This is a genomic window from Streptomyces nodosus (genome assembly GCF_008704995.1).
Classification (GTDB): domain Bacteria; phylum Actinomycetota; class Actinomycetes; order Streptomycetales; family Streptomycetaceae; genus Streptomyces; species Streptomyces nodosus.
In genome coordinates, this window is the sequence record NZ_CP023747.1 from 3959870 (window position 1) to 3981276 (window position 21407).

Sequence of the window (21407 nt, forward strand, 5' to 3'; positions counted from 1 at the left end):
TCACGCCAGGGCATCAACGGGCCAGGGTGGGCGGCAGAACCGTCCAGGCGTGCGCGGGCGCCGCCGACTCCCCCACGGCGGGCAGCGGCTCCGACGCCCGGACCGGGTTCACATGGGCCGCCGCGATCAGGGCGGCCACGGCCACGAGGGCTGCCGCCAGGCCCCTCGCATAACGCGGTGATACACGGCCGTGGCGTACGGAAGGGTGTGGGGGCACGGCAACCGACCTCGCAACTAAAACGGCGGATCAAGCGAGCTTAATGCGCTCCTAACGTAGGGGGTGGAGGGGCTGAACCGAAAGGGCGCCAGGGCAAGTTGAGCCGTAGCCAGCGCGTTCGACGGCGGCTTTGCCGACCACCCCGACGTAACTGTGCTTACTGGCATGATGAATCCCATGGCGGAGCGAGACGACCCGGAGACGATCGGGCGCAGGGTGCAGCAGCTGCGGCATGAACGCGGCATGACCCAGAAGCAGTTGGCTGAGCCCGCATACACGCCCGCCTATATCTCCACTCTGGAGTCCGGCCGGGTCCGTCCCTCCGACGAGGCGCTGCGGCACCTCGCCGAGCGGCTCGGCGTCGCCTTCGAGGAACTGGCCACCGGCCGTCCCACCCATCTCGCCACCGCGCTGCGCCTGAGGCTCACCGACGCCCAGCGCACCCTCGCCACCGGTGAGGCCGAGGTCGCGGCCGAGCAGTACCGCGCCCTGCTGGCCGAGGCCGAGACTCACGGGCTGGACGCCGAACGGGCCGCGGCGCTGCTCGGGCTCGGCGAGTGCGCGATGGAGCTGGGGGACCTGGTGACGGGGCGGCGGCACTTCGAGCGGGCGGAGGAGTGCCTGGCCGACGCGCCGCTGCCCAGCCGGGTCCCGGCGCTGCGCGGACGCGCCGTCTCCCATTACCTCGCCGGTGAACTCCGGTACGCCTGCTATCTGCTGGAGTCCACCCTCGACGAGCTCAACCGCAGCGGACTGCACGACCCCGACTCCCTGCTGCTGCTCTACGCCAGTGCCATCGGCCCGTACATGGACATGGGCGCGCATGTGCGGGCGGCGCAGGCGGCCGAGTTCGCGCTGGCCCTCGCCCCCCAGGTGGGCGATCCGGCGCTGGTGGCGCGCATGCACCGCTCGGTGGCCCGCACCCTCATCGCGGAGGGCCGGGTCGCCGAGGCGGACGCCTCCCTCGCCAAGGCCGCCGAGCTGTACCGGCAGCTCCAGATCCGCACCGAGCTGGCCAACTGCCACTGGATGCGCGGCTATCTGTACGCCCAGAACGGCGAACTGGAGCGTGCCGAGAACGAGTTGCGCGACGCGCTCGCCATGCTCTCCGAGAAGCGGGCCGCCCTCTACAGCAGCCAGGTCGCGGTGGAACTGGCGGATGTGCTGCACCGGCGGGGAAGATCGGAGGAGGCCGCCGAGCTGTTGCACCGTGTCCTCGGCGATCTCAGCTCCGAGCGCGGCGCGGTGCACTCCGCCGCCGCGCACCGTCTGCTCGGCATCATCGCGGAGGACGCCCGCGACACGGAGGCCGCGGAGGAGCACTATGTGCGCGCGCTCAGCCTGCTGGAGCGGGCGGGCGCGGCGGGCGACCTGGCGGATCTGTGCCGGCTGCTCGGCGATCTGCTGCGCCGCACCGGCCGGGTGGAGGCGGCCCTGGACGCGTACCGCACGGGCCTCGGCCATCGCACCGCCCCGGGCACGACGACCCTGGGCCCGGCACCGGCGCAGCCACCGCTGTAGCGGCACTTTCGAAACACGCCCTAGGGGGTGACGACCGGGAACTCCCGGTCCGGCCGGGTCACATAGGAGAACAGCCGCTTCAGCAGCCCCCGGTCCCCTTCCGTCTCGATGCCCGCGAGACCCTTGCCCATGAGCAGGCCCAGGAGTTCGGGCCGGGTGAGGGTGAGCGTCAGGCCCGCGTGCGGTCTCGGTGTGCGGTGCAGGGGCAGGCTTCGATGGGTGAGCGCCCCGTGCTCCAGGTTGATCCGGTGCCGGCGCTGCTCGTCGATCACCACCAGGTCGATGATCAGCCGTGGTTCGCGCGCCGCGCGCGGCCCGTCGATGCGCACTGCGAGGGAGTCCAGCAGCATGCCGACGGTGAGCGCCGAGGTCATCCCGGAGGCGTCCGTGGCGACGGCGGGTCCGTCGGCCTTCCCCAGCAGTTCCTGCGCCGCGGTCAGATAGATGTTGCGCCAGGGCCCGTTCTCGGCGCCGTGCCCGAGCCGTCGGTACACGTCCGCCAGCGCCTCCTTCGCCGCCTCGTGGTCCGGGGCGGCGAAGACGAGGTGGTTGAGGAGGGTGGCGGCGAAGCGCAGGTCCCCCTCGGCGGCGTACCGGCGGGCCGCCTCGAGCGTCGCCTCCGGGCCGCCCGCCACCTCCACGTACCGCTGGGCCAGCGGCACCGGGGGGTGCTCCCACAGATGGGCGGGATTGCCGTCGTACCAGCCCAGGTACCGCTGGTAGACACCCTTGGCGTTGTGGCTCAGGGACCCGTAGTAGCCCCGTGTGTGCCAGGCGCCCTCCAGGGCCGGCGGCAGCCGCAGCTCCTCCGCGATCTCCGGGCCCGTCAGACCGCTGTTCAGCAGCCGCAGCGTCTGGTCGTGCAGATACGCGTACAGGTCCCGTTGCTCGGTCAGCAGCCGGACGACGTTCTCATGCCCCCAGGTCGGCCAGTGGTGCGAGGCGAAGGCCACGTCATAGCCCTCGGCGAAGAAGTCGATGGCCTCGTCGAGGTGGCGGGACCACACCCGGGCGTCGCGGACGGGGGCGCCGCGCAGGGTCAGGATGTTGTGCAGGGTGTGCGTGACGTTCTCGGCGAGGCAGAGGGCGCGCTGGTCGGTGAGGAGGAAGTTCATCTCGGCCGGTGCCTCGGTGCCCGGGGTCAGCTGGAACAGGATCCGGACTCCGTCGAGGGTCTCCGTCTGCCCGCTGTGGGTGATGTCGACCGTCGGAGGGAGCAGGGTGACCGTGCCGGAGGACAGGGCCGGGCCGAGGCCCGTGCCGATCTGTCCGTCGGGCGCCTTGGGCAGCCGCGTGCCGTGCATGAACCCGGCGCGGCGGGCGATCGCGGGGCCGGCGAACACGTTCTCGCTGACCGCGTGCTCCAGGAACCCGACGGGCGCCAGGACCGGCACGCCCGACTCCGCGTCGCCCGGCAGCACACCGCGGGCCCCGCCGAAGTGGTCGACATGGGAGTGGGTGTAGATCAGCCCGGTGACGGGCCGTTCCCCGCGGTGCCGCCGATAGAGAGCGAGAGCGGCCGCCGCGCACTCGGCGGAGACCAGCGGATCGACGACCACGATCCCGTCATGGCCCTCCACCACGGTCATATGGGACAGGCCGAGACCGCGCACCTGGTAGACGCCCTCGGTCACCTCGTACAGTCCCTGCCGCGCGCACAGCCGGGACTGCCGCCACAGGCCGGGATGCGCCGTGTCGGGGCAGTCCCCGTCGAGGAACCCGTACGCATCCCCGTCCCACACCACCCGGCCGTCCTCGGCCGTCACCACCCCGGGCACGAGGGCGGCGACGAATCCACGGTCGGCGTTCTCGAAGTCGGTCCGGTCCTCGAAGGGCGGAGAGCCGTCCTGGGGCGGGGCGTCCATGGGGCCAGCTTCGGGGCGGACGAGACGGGGTGCCAGCGGTGGGGGACCGTTCGAGGCGCCGCGGCACCAGGGTGCGGAATGTTGTATTCCTGATGTGGCCGAAAGGTGATGTGGAATGAAGTCGCCGTCGGGTCAGTGAAGTTGACAGTTACCGCAGGGTGATCGACTATGTGCTCGAACTGCGGCTCACGTGATCCGTGACCCCGGTGTTTCTCTTCGACCACTCTCTCCCGGCCACGGTCCCCGGTTGCCTCGCGCTGCCCGCCGCCGTCGCCAGGGTCTTCGCTCATGAAAATTGGGGACCGTATGCCCATCATCAGACGTGTCACCGTTCGCCGGCTGCTGGGGGCGGGCGCCGCCGCGCTCACCCTCACCGCCGTCACCGGCGGTGCCGCCTGGGCCTCGGACGCGCCCGGCGGCCATGGCTGGAACAAGGGCGACCGCGGCGGCTACGCGTCGGGCAAGGGCCCGGGCACGGTGACCGAGGCCGACCGCTGCCAGTTCTCGCTGGACGGGACCACCTTCACCGACTCGGTCCGGGTCGACGACCAGAACCTGCGGCCGACCGAGGACGGCAAGGTCCACATCAAGGTACGGGCCGCGGGCGACGCGACGACCTGTACGGCCTCCCTCGCCTCGTACCTGGCGCACGGTTCCTCCTTCAACACCTCGGGGCTCCAGGTCTTCCACAACTTCGACTCCGTGACGGTGAAGCGCGGCGAGACCGACTCCCTGGACATCTCGGTGCCGGACGCGGGCTGCTTCGCGCAGGTCGACCTGTACCGGGGCAAGGTGAAGTTCGACGGGAAGCTCGACGCGAACGACGGCTTCGAGCACGGTGACGTGCCCAAGGGCCCCGACCGCCCGGTCATCAAGGACAAGCTGATCGCGGCCTGGAACGGCGGCACCAAGGACTGCACGGCCGACTCGCCGAGCACCCCGGCGGAAACCGTCGAGCCCACCGCGTCCGCCCCGGCGCCCGACGCGTCCGAGTCGGCCACCACCGCGCCCGAGTCGAGCCCCGCGACCACCGCCTCGCCGGACGCCTCGGCCACCCCGTCCTCCTCCACCTCGATCTCGGCCTCGCCCGCCGACGAGTCGAGCGCACCCGCCGGGGTGACGCCCGACGGCGGCTCGTCCACCCCGTCCGGTGACCTCGCGGAGACGGGCGGCGGCAACGCCCTGCCGATCGCGGCGGGCGCGGCGGCTCTCCTCGCGGCCGGCGCGGGCATCGCGGTCGCCACCCGGCGCCGCGCCTCCGGCACCCGCGTGTGACGCCTCCGGCGTCCTTGTGACCACCCTTCACGGGCCCGGCGCTCTTTCCCCCCGATGAGCGCCGGGCCCACCTTTGTCCCGGTCCGCGCCCGCAGCCGGGGCACGACGGCCCGGCAGGGCGGCACGCCCGGACAGCAGGTGCCCCGTCCGCGCCGGGACCAAGAGGACGGACCGAGTGGTCCCCTGCGTGGCGGTGCTCCGGCGGGCGGCCCGGCTCCCGCTATGTTCGATCTGAACATCCGACATTCGGAGCCGGCATGCAGAAGACAGATACTCGCGCCGAGGAGACCGCGGAGACCGAGGAGACCGTCCCGGTCACCGAGGCGACCGACGGCGCCCCCGCAGGGAGACGGTCCCTGCCCCTGCCGCTCCTGCTCGCGGCGGCCGCCCTCACCGGTCCGGCCCTCCTCCTTCTCAGCCGGTGGCTGGACGAACCGGCGATGCGGGCCTGGCGCACCGTCTGTCTCGCCGTCACCGTGCAGGCGCTGCCCTTTCTGCTGCTCGGTACGGCCCTGTCCGGAGCGATCAACGCCTTTGTACCGGAGCGGGTGTTCACCCGGGCCCTGCCCCGGCGCCCCGCGCTCGCGGTACCGGTCGCCGGGGTCGCCGGAGTGGTGCTGCCCGGCTGCGAATGCGCCTCGGTGCCGGTCGCGAACAGCCTGATCCGCCGGGGTGTCCACCCGGCCGCGGCCTTCGCCTTCCTGCTGTCGGCCCCCGCCGTCAACCCGGTGGTGCTGACCGCCACGGCCATCGCCTTCCCCGGGAACCCGGCCATGGTCCTGGCCAGGCTGCTCGCCTCGCTGGCCACCGCCGCGGTGATGGGCTGGCTGTGGCTCTGGCTGGGCCGGGAGTCCTGGCTGCGGCCGACCGCACGGCACACCGGGCACCAGCCGGGGCACAGCCGCTGGACGGAGTTCAGGATCGGCTTCCAGCACGACTTCCTGCACGCGGGCGGCTTCCTGGTCCTCGGGGCCATGGCCGCCGCCACCTTCAATGTGATGGTCCCGCGTTCCGTGCTCGATGTGTTCTCCGGCTCGCCCTGGCTGTCGGTGCTGTTCATGGCCGGGCTGGCCGTCCTGCTGGCGGTGTGCTCCGAGGCGGACGCGTTCGTCGCGGCCTCGCTGTCCGGTTTCTCGCCCCTGTCCCGGCTGGTGTTCATGGTGGTCGGGCCGATGGTCGACCTGAAGCTGATCGCCCTTCAGGCGGGCACGTTCGGCCGGGCCTTCGCCCTCCGGTTCTCCGCCGCCACGGCCGTGGTCGCGGTGGTGTGCGGGGCGCTGATCGGAGGGGCGCTGCTGTGAGACGGCCCGCCCAGACGATCCTGCTGCTCCTCGGTGGCCTCGGCCTGCTGCGCATTTCGCTCCTCGGCGATCTGTACCTCCGCTATGTCAAGGAGGGGCTGCGCCCGCTGCTGATCGCCTCGGGGGTGCTGCTGCTTCTGCTGGGAGCCATGGACGCGGTCGCGTACCGGCGCGGGCGGCAGGAAGGCCATGAGCCTTCCGGGTCTCCCGAGCACCTGGGACACGACGGCCATGACCACTCCACCCTGCCCCGCGCCGCCTGGCTGCTGTTCTTCCCCGTGCTGAGCCTGCTCTTCTACGCCCCGCCGGCCCTCGGCGCGTACACCGCCTCCCGCGAGGCGCCCGAGGCCGTCACGGAGCAGCGGCACTTCGACCCGCTGCCCGCGACCTCGCCCGTGCCCATGACGCTCACGGAGTTCACCGGCCGGGTGCAGCAGGACCGCCGGGGGAGCGTCGAGGGACGCAGCGTGCGGCTGACCGGGTTCGTCACGCCCGACGAACGGGACGGCTGGTATCTGACCCGGATCGTCCTGTCGTGCTGCGCGGCGGACGCCCGGACGGTGAAGGTACGGATCCACGGCGCTCCCGCGCTGCCCGCCGACACCTGGGTCGCCGTCACCGGGACCTGGCACCCCGGCGGAACCCTGGGCACCAGATCCGCCCCGGCAGCGCTCGACGCCCGTACCGTCGACCGGATCGACCGGCCGGTGAACGCGTACAAGGACGACCTCCCGCTCGCCACGACCCGCTGAGACCCGCGGACGCGCCCGTCGTCCCCGGGCGTCCGTCCGAGGCCGCGGGGTCGGACGGACGTGGCGGATGCGGCGGATGCGGCTACGGCCGACGCGGGCGGCCGACCGTCGGGCCGTGGACCTTCGGGCCGTGAGCCCTCAGGCCGTGGGCTGTCGGGACGCGAGCCCTCAGGGCGTCGGTCCGGCGGCCGGGCTCGACTGGGTCTCCCCGGGGGGATCCGCCGAACTGCCCTCGGAGAACAGCGTCATGCCGACGAACATCGCCGTCAGGAACAGCGCCGCCGCGGCGATCAGCTTCACCGTGCGCGGCTGGCGGAGGATCAGGGCCGTCACCGAGGGCCGTGTCTCCGCCCGGCGGCTCCCGGTCGATCCCCGCTCACGGTGCGGCGCGGCCTGCGGACGCTCACGGCGGCTTCCCGACACGGGGCGCTCACCGCGCGGTGCGGCCTGCTGGCGCTGACGGTGGGCCGCCCGATGGCCCGTCCCCCCGGCGGCGGTCGGCAGCTTGTAGGTCGTCGACTGTCCCGATTCGGGGCGCGGCGGCGCCATGAGCGCGGAGGCCGGCGGAGCGTGATGCTGATCGGGGATCGCGGCCGGGAGCGGTTCGGGGCGGCCCCGCCAGGCGCCGGTGGCGAACCAGTCGGCGGCCTGCCGTGCGGTGGGCCGGTCCTCGGGCTTCTTGGCCAGCAGGCTGAGCAGGTAGTTCTCGAAGGCGGGCGGCAGCGAGACACCCAGCTCACGCGGCGGCACCGGAGCGGAGTCGAGATGCTGGTGAAGGATCACGATCGGAGAATTGCCCCGGAACGGCGGCTGCCCGGTGAGCAGTTGATAGAGAACACAGCCGAACGAGTAGACGTCGCTGGGCGGTCCGGCCGGCTTGCCCAGGGCGCGCTCGGGGGCGATGTACAGACTGGTGCCGACGATCTGCCCGGTCGCCGTGAGCGCGGCCGACGGGTCGTCCATGAACCGCGCGATGCCGAAGTCGCCGATCTTCACGACGCCGCTCGAGTCGAGAAGCAGGTTCCCCGGCTTGATGTCCCGGTGGACGATGCTCTGCTCGTGCGCCACGGCGAGCCCGGAGGCGGCCTGTGCCGCGATGTCCGCGACCCGGTCGGCGGACAGTGGTCCGTCGTCGGAGAGGACCTGGGAGAGGCTGTCGCCGTCCACCAGCTCCATCACCAGGAACAGTTGTCCCTCGTGCTCCCCGAAGTCCAGGACGCCCACCACATGGGGGTGGTGCAGCCGACCCGCGGTCTGCGCCTCCAGACGGAAGCGGGAGTCCGCGGTGGGGTCGGTGTTATGGGTGAGCAGAACCTTGACCGCGACGGGTCGGCCGAGCATCTGGTCGTACGCCCGCCAGACCTCCCCCATCGCGCCACGCCCGATGGCGGTGTTCAACTGGTAGCGGCCCGCGATCAGCACCTGTTGGTTCATCCTCCTGCCGTGGGACGAATGCCGTACGACGATTCGACCGCCGCCGGACGAGAATCCGCCAGGGCGAGTGATGGTGGGGTGCCGCGGCTGCTCCCAGCCTAACGGGCACGCCGACCCGATTCGATCACGGCCTCCCCTCTGTGACGGGTGAGACGTAACGATCCGGTCGCACAATCCTCGCGTGTCCGACACTCCCGTCCGGAGTCCCGCCGGCCCGGCCCGGCGGTCGTGTCGACGGCCCTGCACTGCCGAACGAGTGTCACCGCTCCGCTGTCTGTGGCCTGCCCGAGCGAGCCTGTTTTGACCGCACTGGTCCCCATTGATGGATTCTCCTGGAGACACGGACGATCGACGCGACGCGATACGGGCGGCCCGACGCAGGACGAAGGTGAGGATCCGGTATGCCGTGGACCCCGCGCACCCTCCCGGGCCGATCCGCCCTGGGCGCCGTCGCCGGCCTGGTGCGGCGCAACCGCCGTCTTCTCAAGCCCCTGCTGTGGGTGATCGGGGGCCTGCTGCTGCTCGGGCTGGGCTGGATCGCCGTGACGGGCCTGTACGCCCGCGGCGAACTCGTCGCGGCCCGGAGCGACTTGACGGCTCTGCGCACCTCGATGACCTCGCTCGGCGGATCGGCCCCGGCGGCGAAGGACGCCGGGAGCCGCGACCGGCAGGCCCGGGACGCGACCCGTTCCGCGGCGAACCACGCCCGGCGCGCGCACTGGCTCACCAGCGGGCCCGCCTGGTACACCGCGGCACGGCTGCCGTGGATCGGCGGCCCCTTCGAGACCGTACGCGGGACGGCCGGCGCGCTCGACCGGCTCGCGGGGCGGGCCCTGCCGCCCGTGGTCCGCACCGTCGGCCGGCTCACCGCCGACGCCCGGGGCAGCCACCTCGATCTCTCCGGACTCCGCGACGCCGCACCGGACCTGGAGCGCGCCGCGCACGAGGTGACCGCGGTCCGGGCGCTGGCGGCCGGGCTGCCGCGGGGGACCTGGCTGCCCCCGGTGGACCGGGTGCGGGACCAACTCCTCGGCGGGCTGGACCGGATGGCACCCGTCATGGAGAACGCCGCGGTCGGCGCCCGGCTGCTGCCCGGGATACTGGGGGAGGACGGCACCCGTCGCTATCTCCTGGTGTTCCAGAATCCCGCCGAGGCGCGTGGCACCGGCGGGATGCCCGGCGCCTACGCCGTGCTGACGGCGAAGAAGGGCGAGTTGGCGCTGACCGAGTTCGGACGGGACACCGACATGGCGGACGCCCGCCCCAAGGTCGACCTCGGTGCCGAGTTCACGGCCATGTACGCGCGCGGCGACGCGGTGCACACCTGGCCCAACTCCAATATGAGCCCCCACTTCCCGTACGCCGCGCGCATCTGGTCCGCCGCCTGGCTCGCCAAGAGCGGGCAGCGCGTCGACGGGGTGCTGTCGCTCGACCCGGCGGCGCTGTCCGGACTGCTGGCGGCGGCCGGACCGGCCCGCACCACCGACGGCACGCTCGTCACCGCACACAATGTGGTGGACCTCACCGAGCGCACCAACTACGCGATGTACCGGGATCCGGTCAGACGCAAGGCGTTCCTGCTGGACGTGGCACGGGCCGCGGCCGGCCGGCTGCTGTCCGCCGCCGAGGACCCCCGGCGGCGGCCCGCCCTGCTGCTCGGCCTGTACCAGGTGCTGCACGGCGGGGAGATGACCGCCTGGAGCGCCCATGCCACGGAGCAGCGGGAACTGGCGGCGCGCCCGCTGGGCGGCTCCCTGCCGCAGGGGCACGAGCCCTATGCCGGGCTGGTGGTCAACAACGCGGGCGGCACCAAACTCGACTACTACCTGGACCGCACCCTCGAATGGTCCTCCGAGGGCTGCTCCGAGGCCGGCCGGGAGGTCACCGTCAAGGCGGTCCTCACCAACCGTGCCCCGGCCAAGGGGCTCCCCTCCTATGTAACCGACCGGCTGGACGAGGCCACCCGCACCACCCGTCACGGCGACAACCGGCTGCTGGTCTCCTACTTCGCCACCGCAGGTGCGGAGCTGTCCGAGGCGACCGTCGACGGGAAGAGCACGGTCACCTCCCCGGGCGCCGAGCGGGGCCACCCTGTCTACACGTTCGACGTCGAGGTGCCCGCGGGAGCGAGCCGGACGGTGACGCTGCATCTGGTGGAGCCGCCGTCCGACCGGGCGCCCACCGTGCTGCGCCAACGGCTGACCCGTCCGCTGCGCGCCACGGTGCACCCCCTTCCCGGGTGCCGGGGCAAGGGGACGTAGACCCCCGGGAGCGCCGCGCCAGGGTGCCGGTCCGGTCGGCCGGCACCCCCCTGACAAGGCGTTTCCCTGTTCCTCGGTGCCGTCACCCGATGGCACCACCGCCCTGCGGGTTGACCGGTATATACCGATTGCACCGGTATGGTGCGGTCGGGATTGTGTTCTGTCCCGGGATCGCGTTCCGCGGTCCCCCACTTCTCGCGCAACTTCTCGCGCACCACAGGGAGAGCCGATGTGCGGCATTGCGGGCATGGTGTCGACGGAGTCACCCGATCCGGCGGCGGTCCGGGAGATGTGCGACGCCCTGGCCCATCGAGGCCCGGACGGTGAGGGCTTCCACACGGGCGACCATGTCGCCCTCGGCATGCGGCGGTTGGCCGTCATCGACGTCGTCGGGGGAGACCAGCCGGTCTTCAACGAGGACCGCAGCGTGGTCGCGGTGTTCAACGGGGAGATCTACAACTACCCGGAACTGCGCAGGGATCTGCTGAGCCGGGGACATACGTTCCGCACCGGCGGCGACAGCGAATGCCTCGTCCACCTCTACGAGGAACACGGTGCGGACCTGGTCCGCCATCTCCGGGGCATGTTCGCTTTCGCCCTGTGGGACGCGACCGCCGGGCGGCTGCTGCTCGCCCGCGACCGGGTCGGCAAGAAGCCCCTGTACTACCGGGACACCCATGGCTCGCTCTCCTTCGCCTCCGAACTCAAGGCGCTGAGCGCGATCGCCCCCGACGGGCGCGAGGTGGACCCGGTGGCCCTCCACCACTATCTGACCTACCAGTACGTGCCCGCGCCCTGGTCGATCCTCCAGGGCGTGCGCAAACTGCCGCCCGGTTCCCTGCTCACCTGGCAGGACGGCCGGACCCAGATCCGGCGCTGGTGGACGCTCGACTTCTCACCCCTGGCCGTCACCGATGAACGGGAGGCCGCCGAACGGACCCGGGAACTCCTGCTGGAGGCCACCCGGATCCGTATGGTCGCCGAACGGCCGCTGGGCGCCTTCCTGTCCGGGGGCATCGACTCGTCCGCCGTGGTCGCGGCCATGGCGCGGCTCTCCCCGGAACCCGTGAAGACCTTCTCCGTCGGCTTCGACGACGCCCGGTTCGACGAGCGGTCGCACGCCCGGGCCGTGGCACGGCAGTACGGCACCGACCACCACGAGTTCGTCGTGGGGGCCTCCGCGCTGGACGTCCTGCCCACCCTCGCCTGGTGCTTCGACGAGCCGTTCGCCGACTCCTCCGCGATCCCCTCGTTCTATGTGGCTCAGCTGAGCCGCAGGCAGGTCACGGTCGCCCTGAACGGCGACGGCGGCGACGAGGCCTTCGGCGGCTACACCCGCTATGTCCAGATGGGCCGTATGGAGCGCTTCCGGGTCCACCCGGCCGCCCGCGCGGCCCTCCGACGGCTGGGCGGGGCCCTGATGACGTCCGGATCGGCCGGCGCGCACCGCCGCAGAGCCGGCCTCGTCCTCACCCTGCTGGGCGAGAACGCGCCGCGTCGCTACGCCCGGATGATGTCCTACTTCGCGCCGGAGCAGAAGCGGGCCCTCTACACCGAGGAACTGCGCGAGCGGACGGCCGGGGTCGACAGCTACGCGCTGCTGGACGAGATCTTCCGGGACTCGCGCGCGGTGGGCCCGGCGAACCGGCTGATGGACGTGGACGTCAACAGCTACCTCCCCGGTGACCTGCTGGTGAAGGTGGACATCACCACCATGGCCAACTCGCTTGAGGCACGGTCGCCGTTCCTCGACCACCGGCTGATGGAGTGGGCGGCACGACTGCCCGCGGAGCTGAAGGTGCGCCGCGGCACCACCAAGTACCTGCTGAAGAAGGCGATGCAGGACTGGCTGCCGCCCGAGCTGCTGCACCGCCCCAAGCAGGGCTTCGGGGTACCGCTGGCGCACTGGCTGCGCACCGATCTGAGGGATGTGGCCTGGGACGTGCTGACCGACCGGACGGCGAGGTCCCGGGGGTTCTTCCGGCCGGAGGCGGTCCGGCGGCTGCTGGACGAACACCAGGCGGGGGAGAACCGCACCCGGCAGCTGTGGGCGCTGATGCAGTTCGAGCTCTGGCACCGCAGGTTCGTCGACCAGCCGCTGTCCGGCCCGCCGGTGCTCTCCGGCCCGCCGCTGCGGCACATCGGCTGACCCGCGCGCACCGCCGCGCACCCGCTCCGCCCCACCCATCCATGTGCCCGGACCTGACGGGGTGCCCGCCGAGGCCCCTCGCCGACGGCTCCACGGAGGACGAGTGATGTTCACCGGCAGACCGAGCATGAGATCGCTCCCCGCCGCCGTGTTCGGCCGGCTGGGGCTGCTGGCCGCAGGGCCGGTCGCCGTGCACCTGGCCCTGTTCCACGGTGTCGAGGCCGTCGTCGCGACGGTGGTGATCTGTTTCGCCGTGGTGGTCTGGCCGCGTCCCGACGTGGCCCTGCTGATGCTGCTCGGCCTGGTCCCGGTCGCCGCCGTCGCCGATCCCGGCGGCACGACGCTGCCGGTGATGGGCACGGGCGCCGTGGGGCTAATCCTCGTCAGGATCGCGCTGATCGGGCTGCGCCCCCGGCTGGATCTGCTGCTGATCCTGCTCCTCGGCTGTGGTGTCGCGGTGAGCTGTCTGCTGCCGCAGCAGACCTTCTCCGTCGCGCATCCATGGAAGCTGTGCGCCCTGCTGCTGGCGGGGCTCGGACTGCTCGCGGCCTCCGCCCTGACACCTCCCGATCCCCGGCACATCGCTCAGGTGGTGGCCTGCTCGGGGGCGGGTGTCGCCGTGTATCTGGTGATCCGGGGGGAGTACGCCTCCGACCGTCTCACGGGCCTCGGTCTGAACCCCAACTATGTGGGGTCCGTACTGGCGCTCTCCCTGGTCGCCGGCGTGGGGGCGGCGCGGTTCCACCGCTCCTGGGCCTGGCTGCTGCCGGCCGCCGCCTGTGCCTACGCGCTGCTGGAGACCCGGTCCCGGGGAGCCTTCGTGATGGCCGCGGCGGGGCTGGCCTGCGTTCTGCTCGTCGGCCGCCGGCCGCGGTACAAGGTGCTCATCGTGCTGGCCATCGCCGCCGCCACGCTGCTGCTCCCGAGCTCCCTGGACACGGTCGAGGACAATCTGACCGGCAGCAGGACGTCGACCGAGCTCGTCGCCAACACCGAGGTGCGCAAGCGGGCCGCCGAGGTGGCCCTTCAGGTGGCGTTCGACCATCCGCTGCGGGGCATCGGCTATGCGAGGTTCCCCGAGTACGCCCGGACCTCCCCCGCCCTGGGCATCTACATCAACACCCACAACGACTATCTGAGGGTGGCGGCCGAGGCCGGAATCGTGACGCTCGCCCTGCTGGTGGCCCTGATGTGGCTCGGCCTCGCCCGCCGGTACGCGGCCGATCACGCCGTGCTCCAGGCCCTGGGGGTGTCGTACGCCGTCGGGCTGCTCTTCGCCAACACCCTCACCGACCTGCTCGTCTCCACACCCTTCTGGATCTCTCTGGGCTGTCTGCTGGCCCATGCCGGGCACCGGAAGAGAGATCCCTCCACCCTCTCCACCCCCCTTCCCTCCCCCCACGTAAGGACAGCTGAATGATCGACTGCGAGACCGAGATCAACCAGGGCCGGCGTTTCGCCTTCGGCCGCAACTGGCTTCGATTCGGGCAACTGATCGACGAAGAACGCATCGCCCTCGCCAGGAGATCGCTGGAGTCGGCGCTCGGCACCACCGACCTGACGGGACGCAGCTTCCTGGACATCGGCTGCGGAAGCGGACTGTTCTCCCTGGCGGCGCTGCGCATGGGGGCCCGGGTGCGGTCGTTCGACTACGACCCCGAATCGGTGCGGGCGGCCGAGAAGGTGCGCCAGGAGTTCGCCCCGGACAGCGACTGGACCATCGGCTGTGCCTCGATCCTCGACGGGGCCTTCGTACGACAGCTCGACCGGGCCGACATCGTCTACTCCTGGGGCGTGCTCCATCACACCGGAGCCCTCTGGCCCGCGATGGAGGCCGCCTGCGGGCTGGTCGCCCCCGGCGGGACCCTCTACGTGTCGATCTACAACGACCAGGGGGCGGAGAGCCGGATCTGGACCTCGGTGAAGCGGCGCTACAACCGCTCCGGGTCCATGGGGCGCCGTCTGCTGCTGACCGGCAGCATGCTCTACCTGGGCAGGAACTACCCGGCGCGGGCCGCGCTGACGCTGGCTCAGCGGGTCCGGGGCACCGCGGGCGCGCGCGTCCCCCGTCCCCGGGGCATGTCCCGCAAGCACGACCTGGTCGACTGGGTGGGCGGTTACCCCTTCGAGGTGGCCACGCCCGAGGAGGTCTTCTCCTTCTGCCGCGAGCGGGGCTTCGCGCTGCGCCATCTGAAGACCTGCAAGGGCGGGATCGGTTGCAACGAGTTCGTGTTCGACCGGGCTGCCGCGACCGGCGGCTGAGACCCGGCCCGGACTCCGGGCCTCTCCGCACATCGGCCGGGTCAGGAGACCCGGCCGATGTGCAGCTGTCCCCAGCGGTGCTTCACCTCCGTGGTGACCCGGGACGCCTCGGCGCTCGTCGGCAGCAGTTGCCTCCAGCCGATCCCGCTCGTCCGGGTGAAGAACACCACCTGGAAGGAGACCAGCGCCGTGTACGCCACGGTGGAGGCGACCGCACAGCCGATCGCCCCCCACAGCGGGATCAGCGCGGCGTTCAGTGCCACGTTCGCCACCAGGGCGATCAGCGAGGGCAGCACGAGCACCCGCGGCGACCGCCGGCGCAGCAGATAGGTGGACACCGGCCGGCCGGCCGACAGCAGCAGGATCCCGGGGACCAGCCAGGCGACCAGCGTGCCGGCCTCCGCGTACGCGTGACCGTAGACCGGGGTGATGAGGGCCGACACCACGGTCACCGTCACCACCGCGGAGGCGGCGCCCAGCAAGAGCATGAACCGGACGATCCGCACCGTGACCAGCGCGGGGTCATGGGCCTCGTCGTCGAACTGGAGCGGCAGGGTGACCTGTGCGAAGACATCGACCGCGAGCCGGCTCAGCTCCGCGAGGGTCACCCCGAGGGTGTAGATCCCGACCTCGCGCGGGCCGGCCAGGGCGTTGAGCAGGAAGACGTCCGAGCGCAGCAGCAGATACGACGCCGCCGAACCGGTGTGCAGCCGTAGTCCCTTGACACAGGTCGTCCTGGCCAGCCGCAGATCGGGGCGGGCCACGGTCACGCCGCCCGCGGCGATCAGCACGGCCAGCGAGGCGGCGAAGGAGAGGACCCAGGCGATCACCACCGACGCCACGGTGAGATGCCCGGTCAGCCCCAGCAGCACCAGGCACAGGCACTGGGCGACCGCGCTCCCCAGCATCGCCCACCCGGCGATCTGAGGGCGGTCGCGCAGCACGGTGATATTGGTCCCGTACAGCACGCCCATGCCCAGCGGCACCCCCGCGCAGGCCGTGGCCAGCAGCCAGATGTCCGGGATGTTCCCGCGCCCCTGGAACAGCAGGCAGAGCACGATCGCCACCAGGGCCGCGGCGCCGCCGAGGCACAGCCCCAACGGCACGCTGTTGGCGTCGAGACGGGAGCGCCGTCTCTTCTCCGACCACAGGGCCGTCTGCGCCTGTTCGACGGACAGATGCCCCAGCGTCAGGGCGGCGGTGGCCACGGAGACGGCCATGTAGTAGGTTCCGCGGCCCTCGGGCGGCAGCGCCCTGGCCACGACGACACTGGCGAGCACGCCCATGCCCAGGGAGCCCGTGCGGGCCACCATCATCCAGACGAACGGAGGTCTGCGGTCAGCCACTTGTCGGGGGACCTCCCGGTGACGGGAACAGCCCGCTGGGGGCTGGTCGGAACAGATGTGGTGTCAGGGTGCGGACCTCGACGGCGCCCGGGGGTCACCGCCTTGCGGCGCGCCGGCCCGCCAGCAACCGCCGGTAGAGAGCGAGGTAGCGGTCCACCATGACGTCGGCGGTGAGATTGGCCAGAGCCCATTCGCGCGCACCGCGCCCGAGGGCCCGGGCGGCCTCCCGGTCGTCCAGCACCCGGCGGAGCCCCTCGGCCAGGGCGTCCGGGTCGGCGGGAGGGACCAGTACGCCGCGTCCTTCGAGGAGTTCGGGGGTGCCGCCCACCGCGGTGGCCACCACCGTCCGGCCGGCCGCCATGGCCTCCATCACCGCATTGCTCGACCCCTCGTACAGGGACGGCAGGACGACCACGTCGGCCCGGGCGAGAAAGCCGGACACATCGGTGCGGGACCCCAGGAACCGGGCGTCGACGCCCAGGTGGTCGGCGCGTTGCCGCAGCGCGGGGCGCTCGGGGCCGTCGCCGATGAGGACGAGGGTGCAGGGGCTCCCGGTGCGCCGCAGTGTTCCGCAGGCCTCCAGGAGGTACCGATGCCCCTTGTGCGCGGCGAGGTTGGCCACGCACAGCACCACGGGAAGCGTGGTGTCGACCTCGGCGGGCGCGGCGGGCTCGAACTCGCTCGGCCGCATCCCGTTGGGGATGACGGAGATCTTGGCCGCCGGCACCTTCTCCTCACGCCTGACCTCGTCGGCGATCGCCCGCGCGTTGGCGACCAGGAAGTCCGTCCAGCGGGTGGCGATCCGCTCCAGTGCCAGTGCCACCCGGTCGTCCTTCTTGAAGAAGCCGAGACTGCGCCGTCCGGCCACCAGCACCGGCACCCGCGCCAACCGCGCGGCGGGGGCGGCCATCAGATAGGCGTGCAGCAGAAAGGCCTGGAGGACCTGTGGCTTTTCCCTGCGCAGAAAGGCCACGAAGCGGAGGAAGGCGCGGACATTGATGATCAGCGACCGCCGTCCCAGGGACCCGCGGTGGAAGCCGAGTTCGACCACGGACACGCCGGAGTCCCGGAGTTCCTCCTCCCGTGGCCCTTTCTCGAACATGACCAGCAGATGTGTTCGGACGCCACGGGCGCTCAGTCCCCGGGCGAGCAGGACGAGCTGTTTCTCCGCACCGCCGAGACCGAGTTGTCCGATCAACAGGCAGACCCGGGAGGGAAATCGCCGCTGCCCGGTGTCCTGTGCTGCGGGAGCCAGGGGTGCTGATGTTTCTTCCGTCAATGACATGGGCGGCACCACCCGTTTTCCGCGAATCGTGGATGTGGTTGCCTTAGCATATGTTGCCTATTGATCGGATTCGCGGCTTTGACGGCGGTCCGTGCGCGTGTCAGAGCGCGGCTGTTTCCTTGTCGTCCATACGTCCGCCGCCTTGTCCGGTCTCTCCCTCTCGGTGCTGACGGAAGGAATGCCGATATGAAGAATCGAATTTTCATCTTGGGCGTCCGCTGTTTCTACAAACTGGTCGGACAACGGCTGCACTGGCGCGTTCCCGGCTCCCGCCAGGTACGCGGCTGGTGCGCCCACCAGATCTGCGAGGACGTGCGGCTGCCGGTCACCATCAACGCCCGCGTCGGCCTGCCGAGATCCCTCAGGATGGGCATGAACGCCGGGATCGGGCAGGGCACTCAGTTCCTCGGCCTGGGCCGGGTGTCCCTCGGCGCGCATCTGACCATGGGCCCGGACTGCCTTTTCATCACCGGGGATCACCCCGTCCCCAAAGCCGGGGGACGCTTCCGCGACCATGCGCCGGTGCACGAGGACATCGTCGTGGAGGAGGATGTCTTCCTCGGTGCCCGGGTGACCATTCTCCCCGGTGTGACCATCGGACGCGGCGCCGCCGTCGGGGCGGGAAGCGTGGTGACGAAGGACGTTCCCGCGGAGATGGTCGTGGCCGGGAACCCGGCCAGAGTGATCCGCGCCCGCGCGAAGTGACGTACCTGCCGAAGGGTCCGCCGGGGCGAGCACGGTTGCGGATCAGCCCAGGTGCACCGGTAGTTCGGTCAGCCCCCGCAGCAGAGTGCTGGTGCGCCAGGTCAGCGCTGCCGGGTCCGTGGCGAAGGCGAGCGCGGGCCGGTGCGCCAGGAGCAGGCGCAGGGCGATCGCGGCTTCCGCACGGGCCAGCGGGGCGCCGAGGCAGTGGTGCGGGCCGTGGCCGAACCCGAGGTGCCCCTGCGCTCGGCGCCGGATGTCGAAGCGGTCGGGTTCGGGGAAGTGAAGGGGATCGCGGGAGGCCGCGGCGAGGGAGACCAGGACCGCGTCGCCTGCGGCCATCCGGGTGCCGGCCAGCTCCAGGGGCTCGGCCGCGAAGCGGAACGCGGTCGCGTGCACGGGGGAGTTGTAGCGCAGTGACTCCTCGATGGCGGAGGCCGTCAGTGTGGGATCGGCGCGGAGCAGGCCGAGTTGGTCCGGGTGGGCGAGAAGGCTGTGCAGGGTGCCGGAGATCAGGTTGACCGTCGTCTCGTGGCCGGCGACGAGGATGAGGAAGGCCATGCCGAGGAGTTCCTCGTGGACGAGTCCGTCCCGGTCCTCGGCGGCCTCGTCGAGGCCGGGTTCCGTCGCGGCCAGCTCGCTGAGCAGGGTGCCGTCCGGGCTGTCGGACTTTCGGCGGATCAGTTCGGTGAGATGGCCGGTCAGGGCGGTGGAGGCCGAGGCTGCCGCTTCGCGCGAGGTGGGCATGACCAGTTCGTTCGACCATGTGTGGAAGGCCGCGCGCTCCGCCTCGGGGACGCCCAGCAGATCGCAGATCACCGTGACGGGCAGTGGTAGTGCGAACCGGCCGACCAGGTCCGCGGTCCCCCGCCGCGGCAGCGCGGCGAGCAGGTCCCCGGCGACGGCTTCGATCCTCGGGCGCAGCGCGGCGATCCGGCCGGGCGTGACGTGGCCCGCGATCGAGCGGCGCAGCAGGGTGTGCTGCGGAGGGTCGCTCTGGAGCATGTTGCGCCCGATGGCGTGACCGCCGTCGGTCTGCCAGGACGCGGAGTGCCGGATGTCGTTGCGCAACCGCGGGTCGGTCAGTGCCGCTCGGGCCGCGTCGCGTGTCACGACGAGCCAGCTCTCCCCGCTTCCCGGGACGAGGACTCGGTGCACGGGGCCCTTGGCGCGCAGGGCCGCGTAGACGGGATACGGAGAGGTCGCCGGGTCATGGCCGTCGGGGGCCAGTTCTTCCAGGGTGGGTGCGCGCATGGCTTCGCCTTCCGCTCTTGATCGGTGGTCCGCCGACCTTGCCGACGGAAGGGCCGGGCGGCGAAGGGGCGGTCGTGTCCTCCGCCGTCCGGACCGCCGCCTCGCACGAGGTCCTAGCCGCGCAGCACCTCGGCCACGGCGTCCGCGGCGGCCGTGGCCTGGAGGTGACCGGCCCGTGCGGCGGCCGGTCGGCGGGCGTCGGCGGTCATGTCGCGCCCCATGGCCCTGCGGGCGGCGGGGTCCGGGCACAGCAGGGTGACGGCGACCCCTTCGGCGGTGAGCTCGGCAGCCTGGTGCCGCGCGTCGGGATGCGGCCCGACGGCGGACGGAATCGGTGAGACGGCGAGGACACGCCGATGGCCGCGGGCCGGTCGGAGCGGGGTGGTCGAGCGGACTCCGCCGTCGATCCACCGGCGCCCCGCTGCCGTGACCGGTGGCCACACCAGCGGTACCGCACAACTGGCGGCGACCGCTTCGAGCAGGGTGAGCGGCGAGTTCGCGTCGAACGCCTCCGCCTCTCCGGTCAGGGCGTCGACCGCGGTGATCACCAGCGGACGCCCGGGCCAGTCCCGTGCTCCGCGCAGCAGGGTTCGTACGGTGTCGAACACCTCGGCCTCGGGTCCGGTGCGCGCGCCGAGGGCGGCCCGGCCCAGGCGCCGCGCGGAGCGCCCCGGGTCACGGGAGCCGAGCGCCGCCCACAGGAAGCGGAGCGTCAGGGCCGTGGTGACGCGCAGATCCACACGGTCCTCGCCCGCGAGCTGACGCTCGTACAGCTCACGGGGTGACTCTCCGGCCGCGAGCCGGGAGCCGAATATCGCGCCCGCCGAGGTGCCGATGACCATGTCGGCCCGGTCGAGGTCGATGCCCGCGTCCGCAAGACCGGCCAGCACTCCGGTCATCCATGCGCCGCCGACCGGCCCACCGCCGCCGAGTACCAGTGCCGTTCCGCCCATGCCCGCCCCCCTAGAAACGGGGAGTGCTCCCCGCTTTCTGTTCCGAAGATAACATCACTACCGGGGAGCGTTCCCCGCTTGTCGGTACGGAGGGTGAGATGACCGTCGGCGCGCAGCCTCCACGGCGACGCGACGCACGCCGCAACCGGGAGCTTCTTGTCGCGGCGGCCCACGAGGTGTTCACCGAGCAGGGTCTCGAAGCGCCCCTGGATGTGATCGCCCGACGGGCGGGCGTGGGGAACGCGACGCTCTACCGGCATTTCCCCACCCGCGTCGCTCTCGTCGACGCCGTCTTCCGTGATCCGCTGACCGACACGATCGCCGTCGGCGAGCAGGCCCGGACCGCCCTCGACGCGTGGCAGGGGCTCAGCGGCTACCTCGAGGCCGTCTTCAGCGTGCTGGCCGCCGACCGCGGCACCAACGACCTGATGACCACGCGTCTCCAGGGCATCGACGCGCTGGACGACGTCCACGCCCACAACCGTCGCACGGTGGAGGTCCTGCTGGACCGCGGCCGCGAGGAGGGCACCGTCCGTGCCGATGTCACCACCGAGGACGTCCTGTTCGCCCTTGCCGCGCTCGGCCGTGCCGTTCCGGCGCTGACCGCCGCGACCACGCCCGACGCCTGGCGCCGACCGCTCGCCCTGTTCCTCGACGGCCTGCGTGTCTCCCCCGTCGCCCCGCCGTTGCCCGCCCGCGCCCTCACCCCCGCCCAACTCGGCGACGTGCTCCGGGAACTGGGCCCCCACCGGGCGCCCCGCGACCGTGCCACGGACGGCTCCGCACCCGCACCGGTGACCCGGGAGGGCTGAGCGCCGGAGCGGTCTGTG

General features: G+C 72.1%; 17 protein-coding genes. 10 read left to right on the plus strand and 7 right to left on the minus strand.

Annotation, left to right across the window (positions count from 1 at the left end):
- Positions 1-13 precede the first annotated feature (13 nt).
- Positions 14-139: a hypothetical protein gene (locus tag CP978_RS36225; RefSeq protein WP_260421444.1), complete on the minus strand. Its 126-nt coding sequence runs from the start codon at positions 137-139 to the stop codon at positions 14-16.
- 255 nt (positions 140-394) lie between these two features.
- On the opposite strand from CP978_RS36225, the gene CP978_RS17905 reads away from it, so the two are divergent.
- A complete protein-coding gene (locus tag CP978_RS17905) occupies positions 395-1738 on the plus strand; it encodes a tetratricopeptide repeat protein (protein WP_043442205.1) in 1344 nt (447 codons plus the stop codon).
- Positions 1739-1758: 20 nt separating this feature from the next.
- On the opposite strand, the gene CP978_RS17910 is transcribed toward CP978_RS17905, so the two are convergent.
- A complete protein-coding gene (locus tag CP978_RS17910) occupies positions 1759-3603 on the minus strand; it encodes an alkyl/aryl-sulfatase (RefSeq protein ID WP_043442208.1) in 1845 nt (614 codons plus the stop codon).
- A 306-nt stretch (positions 3604-3909) separates the two neighbouring features.
- On the opposite strand from CP978_RS17910, the gene CP978_RS17915 reads away from it, so the two are divergent.
- The 3 genes from CP978_RS17915 (at position 3910) to CP978_RS17925 (ending at position 6931) form a co-directional block, all read left to right on the plus strand.
- Positions 3910-4878, plus strand: coding sequence for an LAETG motif-containing sortase-dependent surface protein (locus CP978_RS17915; protein WP_043442211.1), 969 nt, complete (start codon positions 3910-3912; stop codon positions 4876-4878).
- Between the two features lie 257 nt (positions 4879-5135).
- On the plus strand, positions 5136-6179 hold the full coding sequence (locus CP978_RS17920) for a permease (protein ID WP_043442214.1): 1044 nt from the start codon (positions 5136-5138) through the stop codon (positions 6177-6179).
- On the plus strand, positions 6176-6931 hold the full coding sequence (locus CP978_RS17925) for a TIGR03943 family putative permease subunit (RefSeq protein ID WP_043442216.1): 756 nt from the start codon (positions 6176-6178) through the stop codon (positions 6929-6931). Before CP978_RS17920 ends, CP978_RS17925 begins: the two co-directional genes overlap by 4 nt.
- 168 nt (positions 6932-7099) lie before the next feature.
- Here CP978_RS17925 and CP978_RS17930 read toward each other — a convergent pair whose 3' ends face one another.
- Entirely contained in the window at positions 7100-8365 is a 1266-nt protein-coding gene (locus tag CP978_RS17930) for a serine/threonine-protein kinase (RefSeq protein ID WP_221500929.1), read from the minus strand.
- A 401-nt stretch (positions 8366-8766) separates the two neighbouring features.
- Here CP978_RS17930 and CP978_RS17935 point away from each other — a divergent pair, with 401 nt between their 5' ends.
- From CP978_RS17935 to CP978_RS17950, 4 genes are all read left to right on the plus strand, one after another.
- Positions 8767-10626, plus strand: a complete 1860-nt coding sequence (locus CP978_RS17935) for a DUF4012 domain-containing protein (protein ID WP_052454161.1) — start codon at positions 8767-8769, stop codon at positions 10624-10626.
- A 229-nt stretch (positions 10627-10855) separates the two neighbouring features.
- Positions 10856-12775, plus strand: coding sequence for an asparagine synthase (glutamine-hydrolyzing) (gene asnB, locus CP978_RS17940; RefSeq protein WP_043442217.1), 1920 nt, complete (start codon positions 10856-10858; stop codon positions 12773-12775).
- 127 nt (positions 12776-12902) lie between these two features.
- Positions 12903-14195 carry an O-antigen ligase family protein gene (locus CP978_RS17945; RefSeq protein WP_158508335.1) on the plus strand — a complete coding sequence of 431 codons (1293 nt, stop codon included), beginning with the start codon at positions 12903-12905 and terminating at the stop codon, positions 14193-14195.
- Complete coding sequence (locus tag CP978_RS17950; protein WP_043442222.1) at positions 14192-15037, plus strand: class I SAM-dependent methyltransferase; 846 nt, start codon at positions 14192-14194, stop codon at positions 15035-15037. The genes CP978_RS17945 and CP978_RS17950 overlap by 4 nt, the downstream gene beginning before the upstream one ends.
- Positions 15038-15078: 41 nt before the next feature.
- Here the strand turns inward: CP978_RS17950 and CP978_RS17955 are convergent, their stop codons facing one another.
- Positions 15079-16383, minus strand: coding sequence for a lipopolysaccharide biosynthesis protein (locus CP978_RS17955; RefSeq protein ID WP_144401461.1), 1305 nt, complete (start codon positions 16381-16383; stop codon positions 15079-15081).
- Positions 16384-16477: 94 nt separating this feature from the next.
- On the minus strand, positions 16478-17668 hold the full coding sequence (locus CP978_RS17960; RefSeq protein ID WP_079162196.1) for a glycosyltransferase: 1191 nt from the start codon (positions 17666-17668) through the stop codon (positions 16478-16480).
- 186 nt (positions 17669-17854) lie between these two features.
- Here CP978_RS17960 and CP978_RS17965 point away from each other — a divergent pair, with 186 nt between their 5' ends.
- A complete protein-coding gene (locus tag CP978_RS17965; protein ID WP_052454164.1) occupies positions 17855-18373 on the plus strand; it encodes an acyltransferase in 519 nt (172 codons plus the stop codon).
- A 42-nt stretch (positions 18374-18415) separates the two neighbouring features.
- Here the strand turns inward: CP978_RS17965 and CP978_RS17970 are convergent, their stop codons facing one another.
- Positions 18416-19624 carry a cytochrome P450 family protein gene (locus tag CP978_RS17970; protein ID WP_043442227.1) on the minus strand — a complete coding sequence of 403 codons (1209 nt, stop codon included), beginning with the start codon at positions 19622-19624 and terminating at the stop codon, positions 18416-18418.
- A gap of 113 nt (positions 19625-19737) precedes the next feature.
- Positions 19738-20577 carry a patatin-like phospholipase family protein gene (locus tag CP978_RS17975; RefSeq protein ID WP_043442230.1) on the minus strand — a complete coding sequence of 280 codons (840 nt, stop codon included), beginning with the start codon at positions 20575-20577 and terminating at the stop codon, positions 19738-19740.
- A 98-nt stretch (positions 20578-20675) separates the two neighbouring features.
- Between CP978_RS17975 and CP978_RS17980 the strand changes: the two genes are divergently transcribed.
- Positions 20676-21389, plus strand: coding sequence for a TetR/AcrR family transcriptional regulator (locus CP978_RS17980; RefSeq protein WP_043442232.1), 714 nt, complete (start codon positions 20676-20678; stop codon positions 21387-21389).
- The last annotated feature ends 18 nt before the right edge of the window (positions 21390-21407 follow it).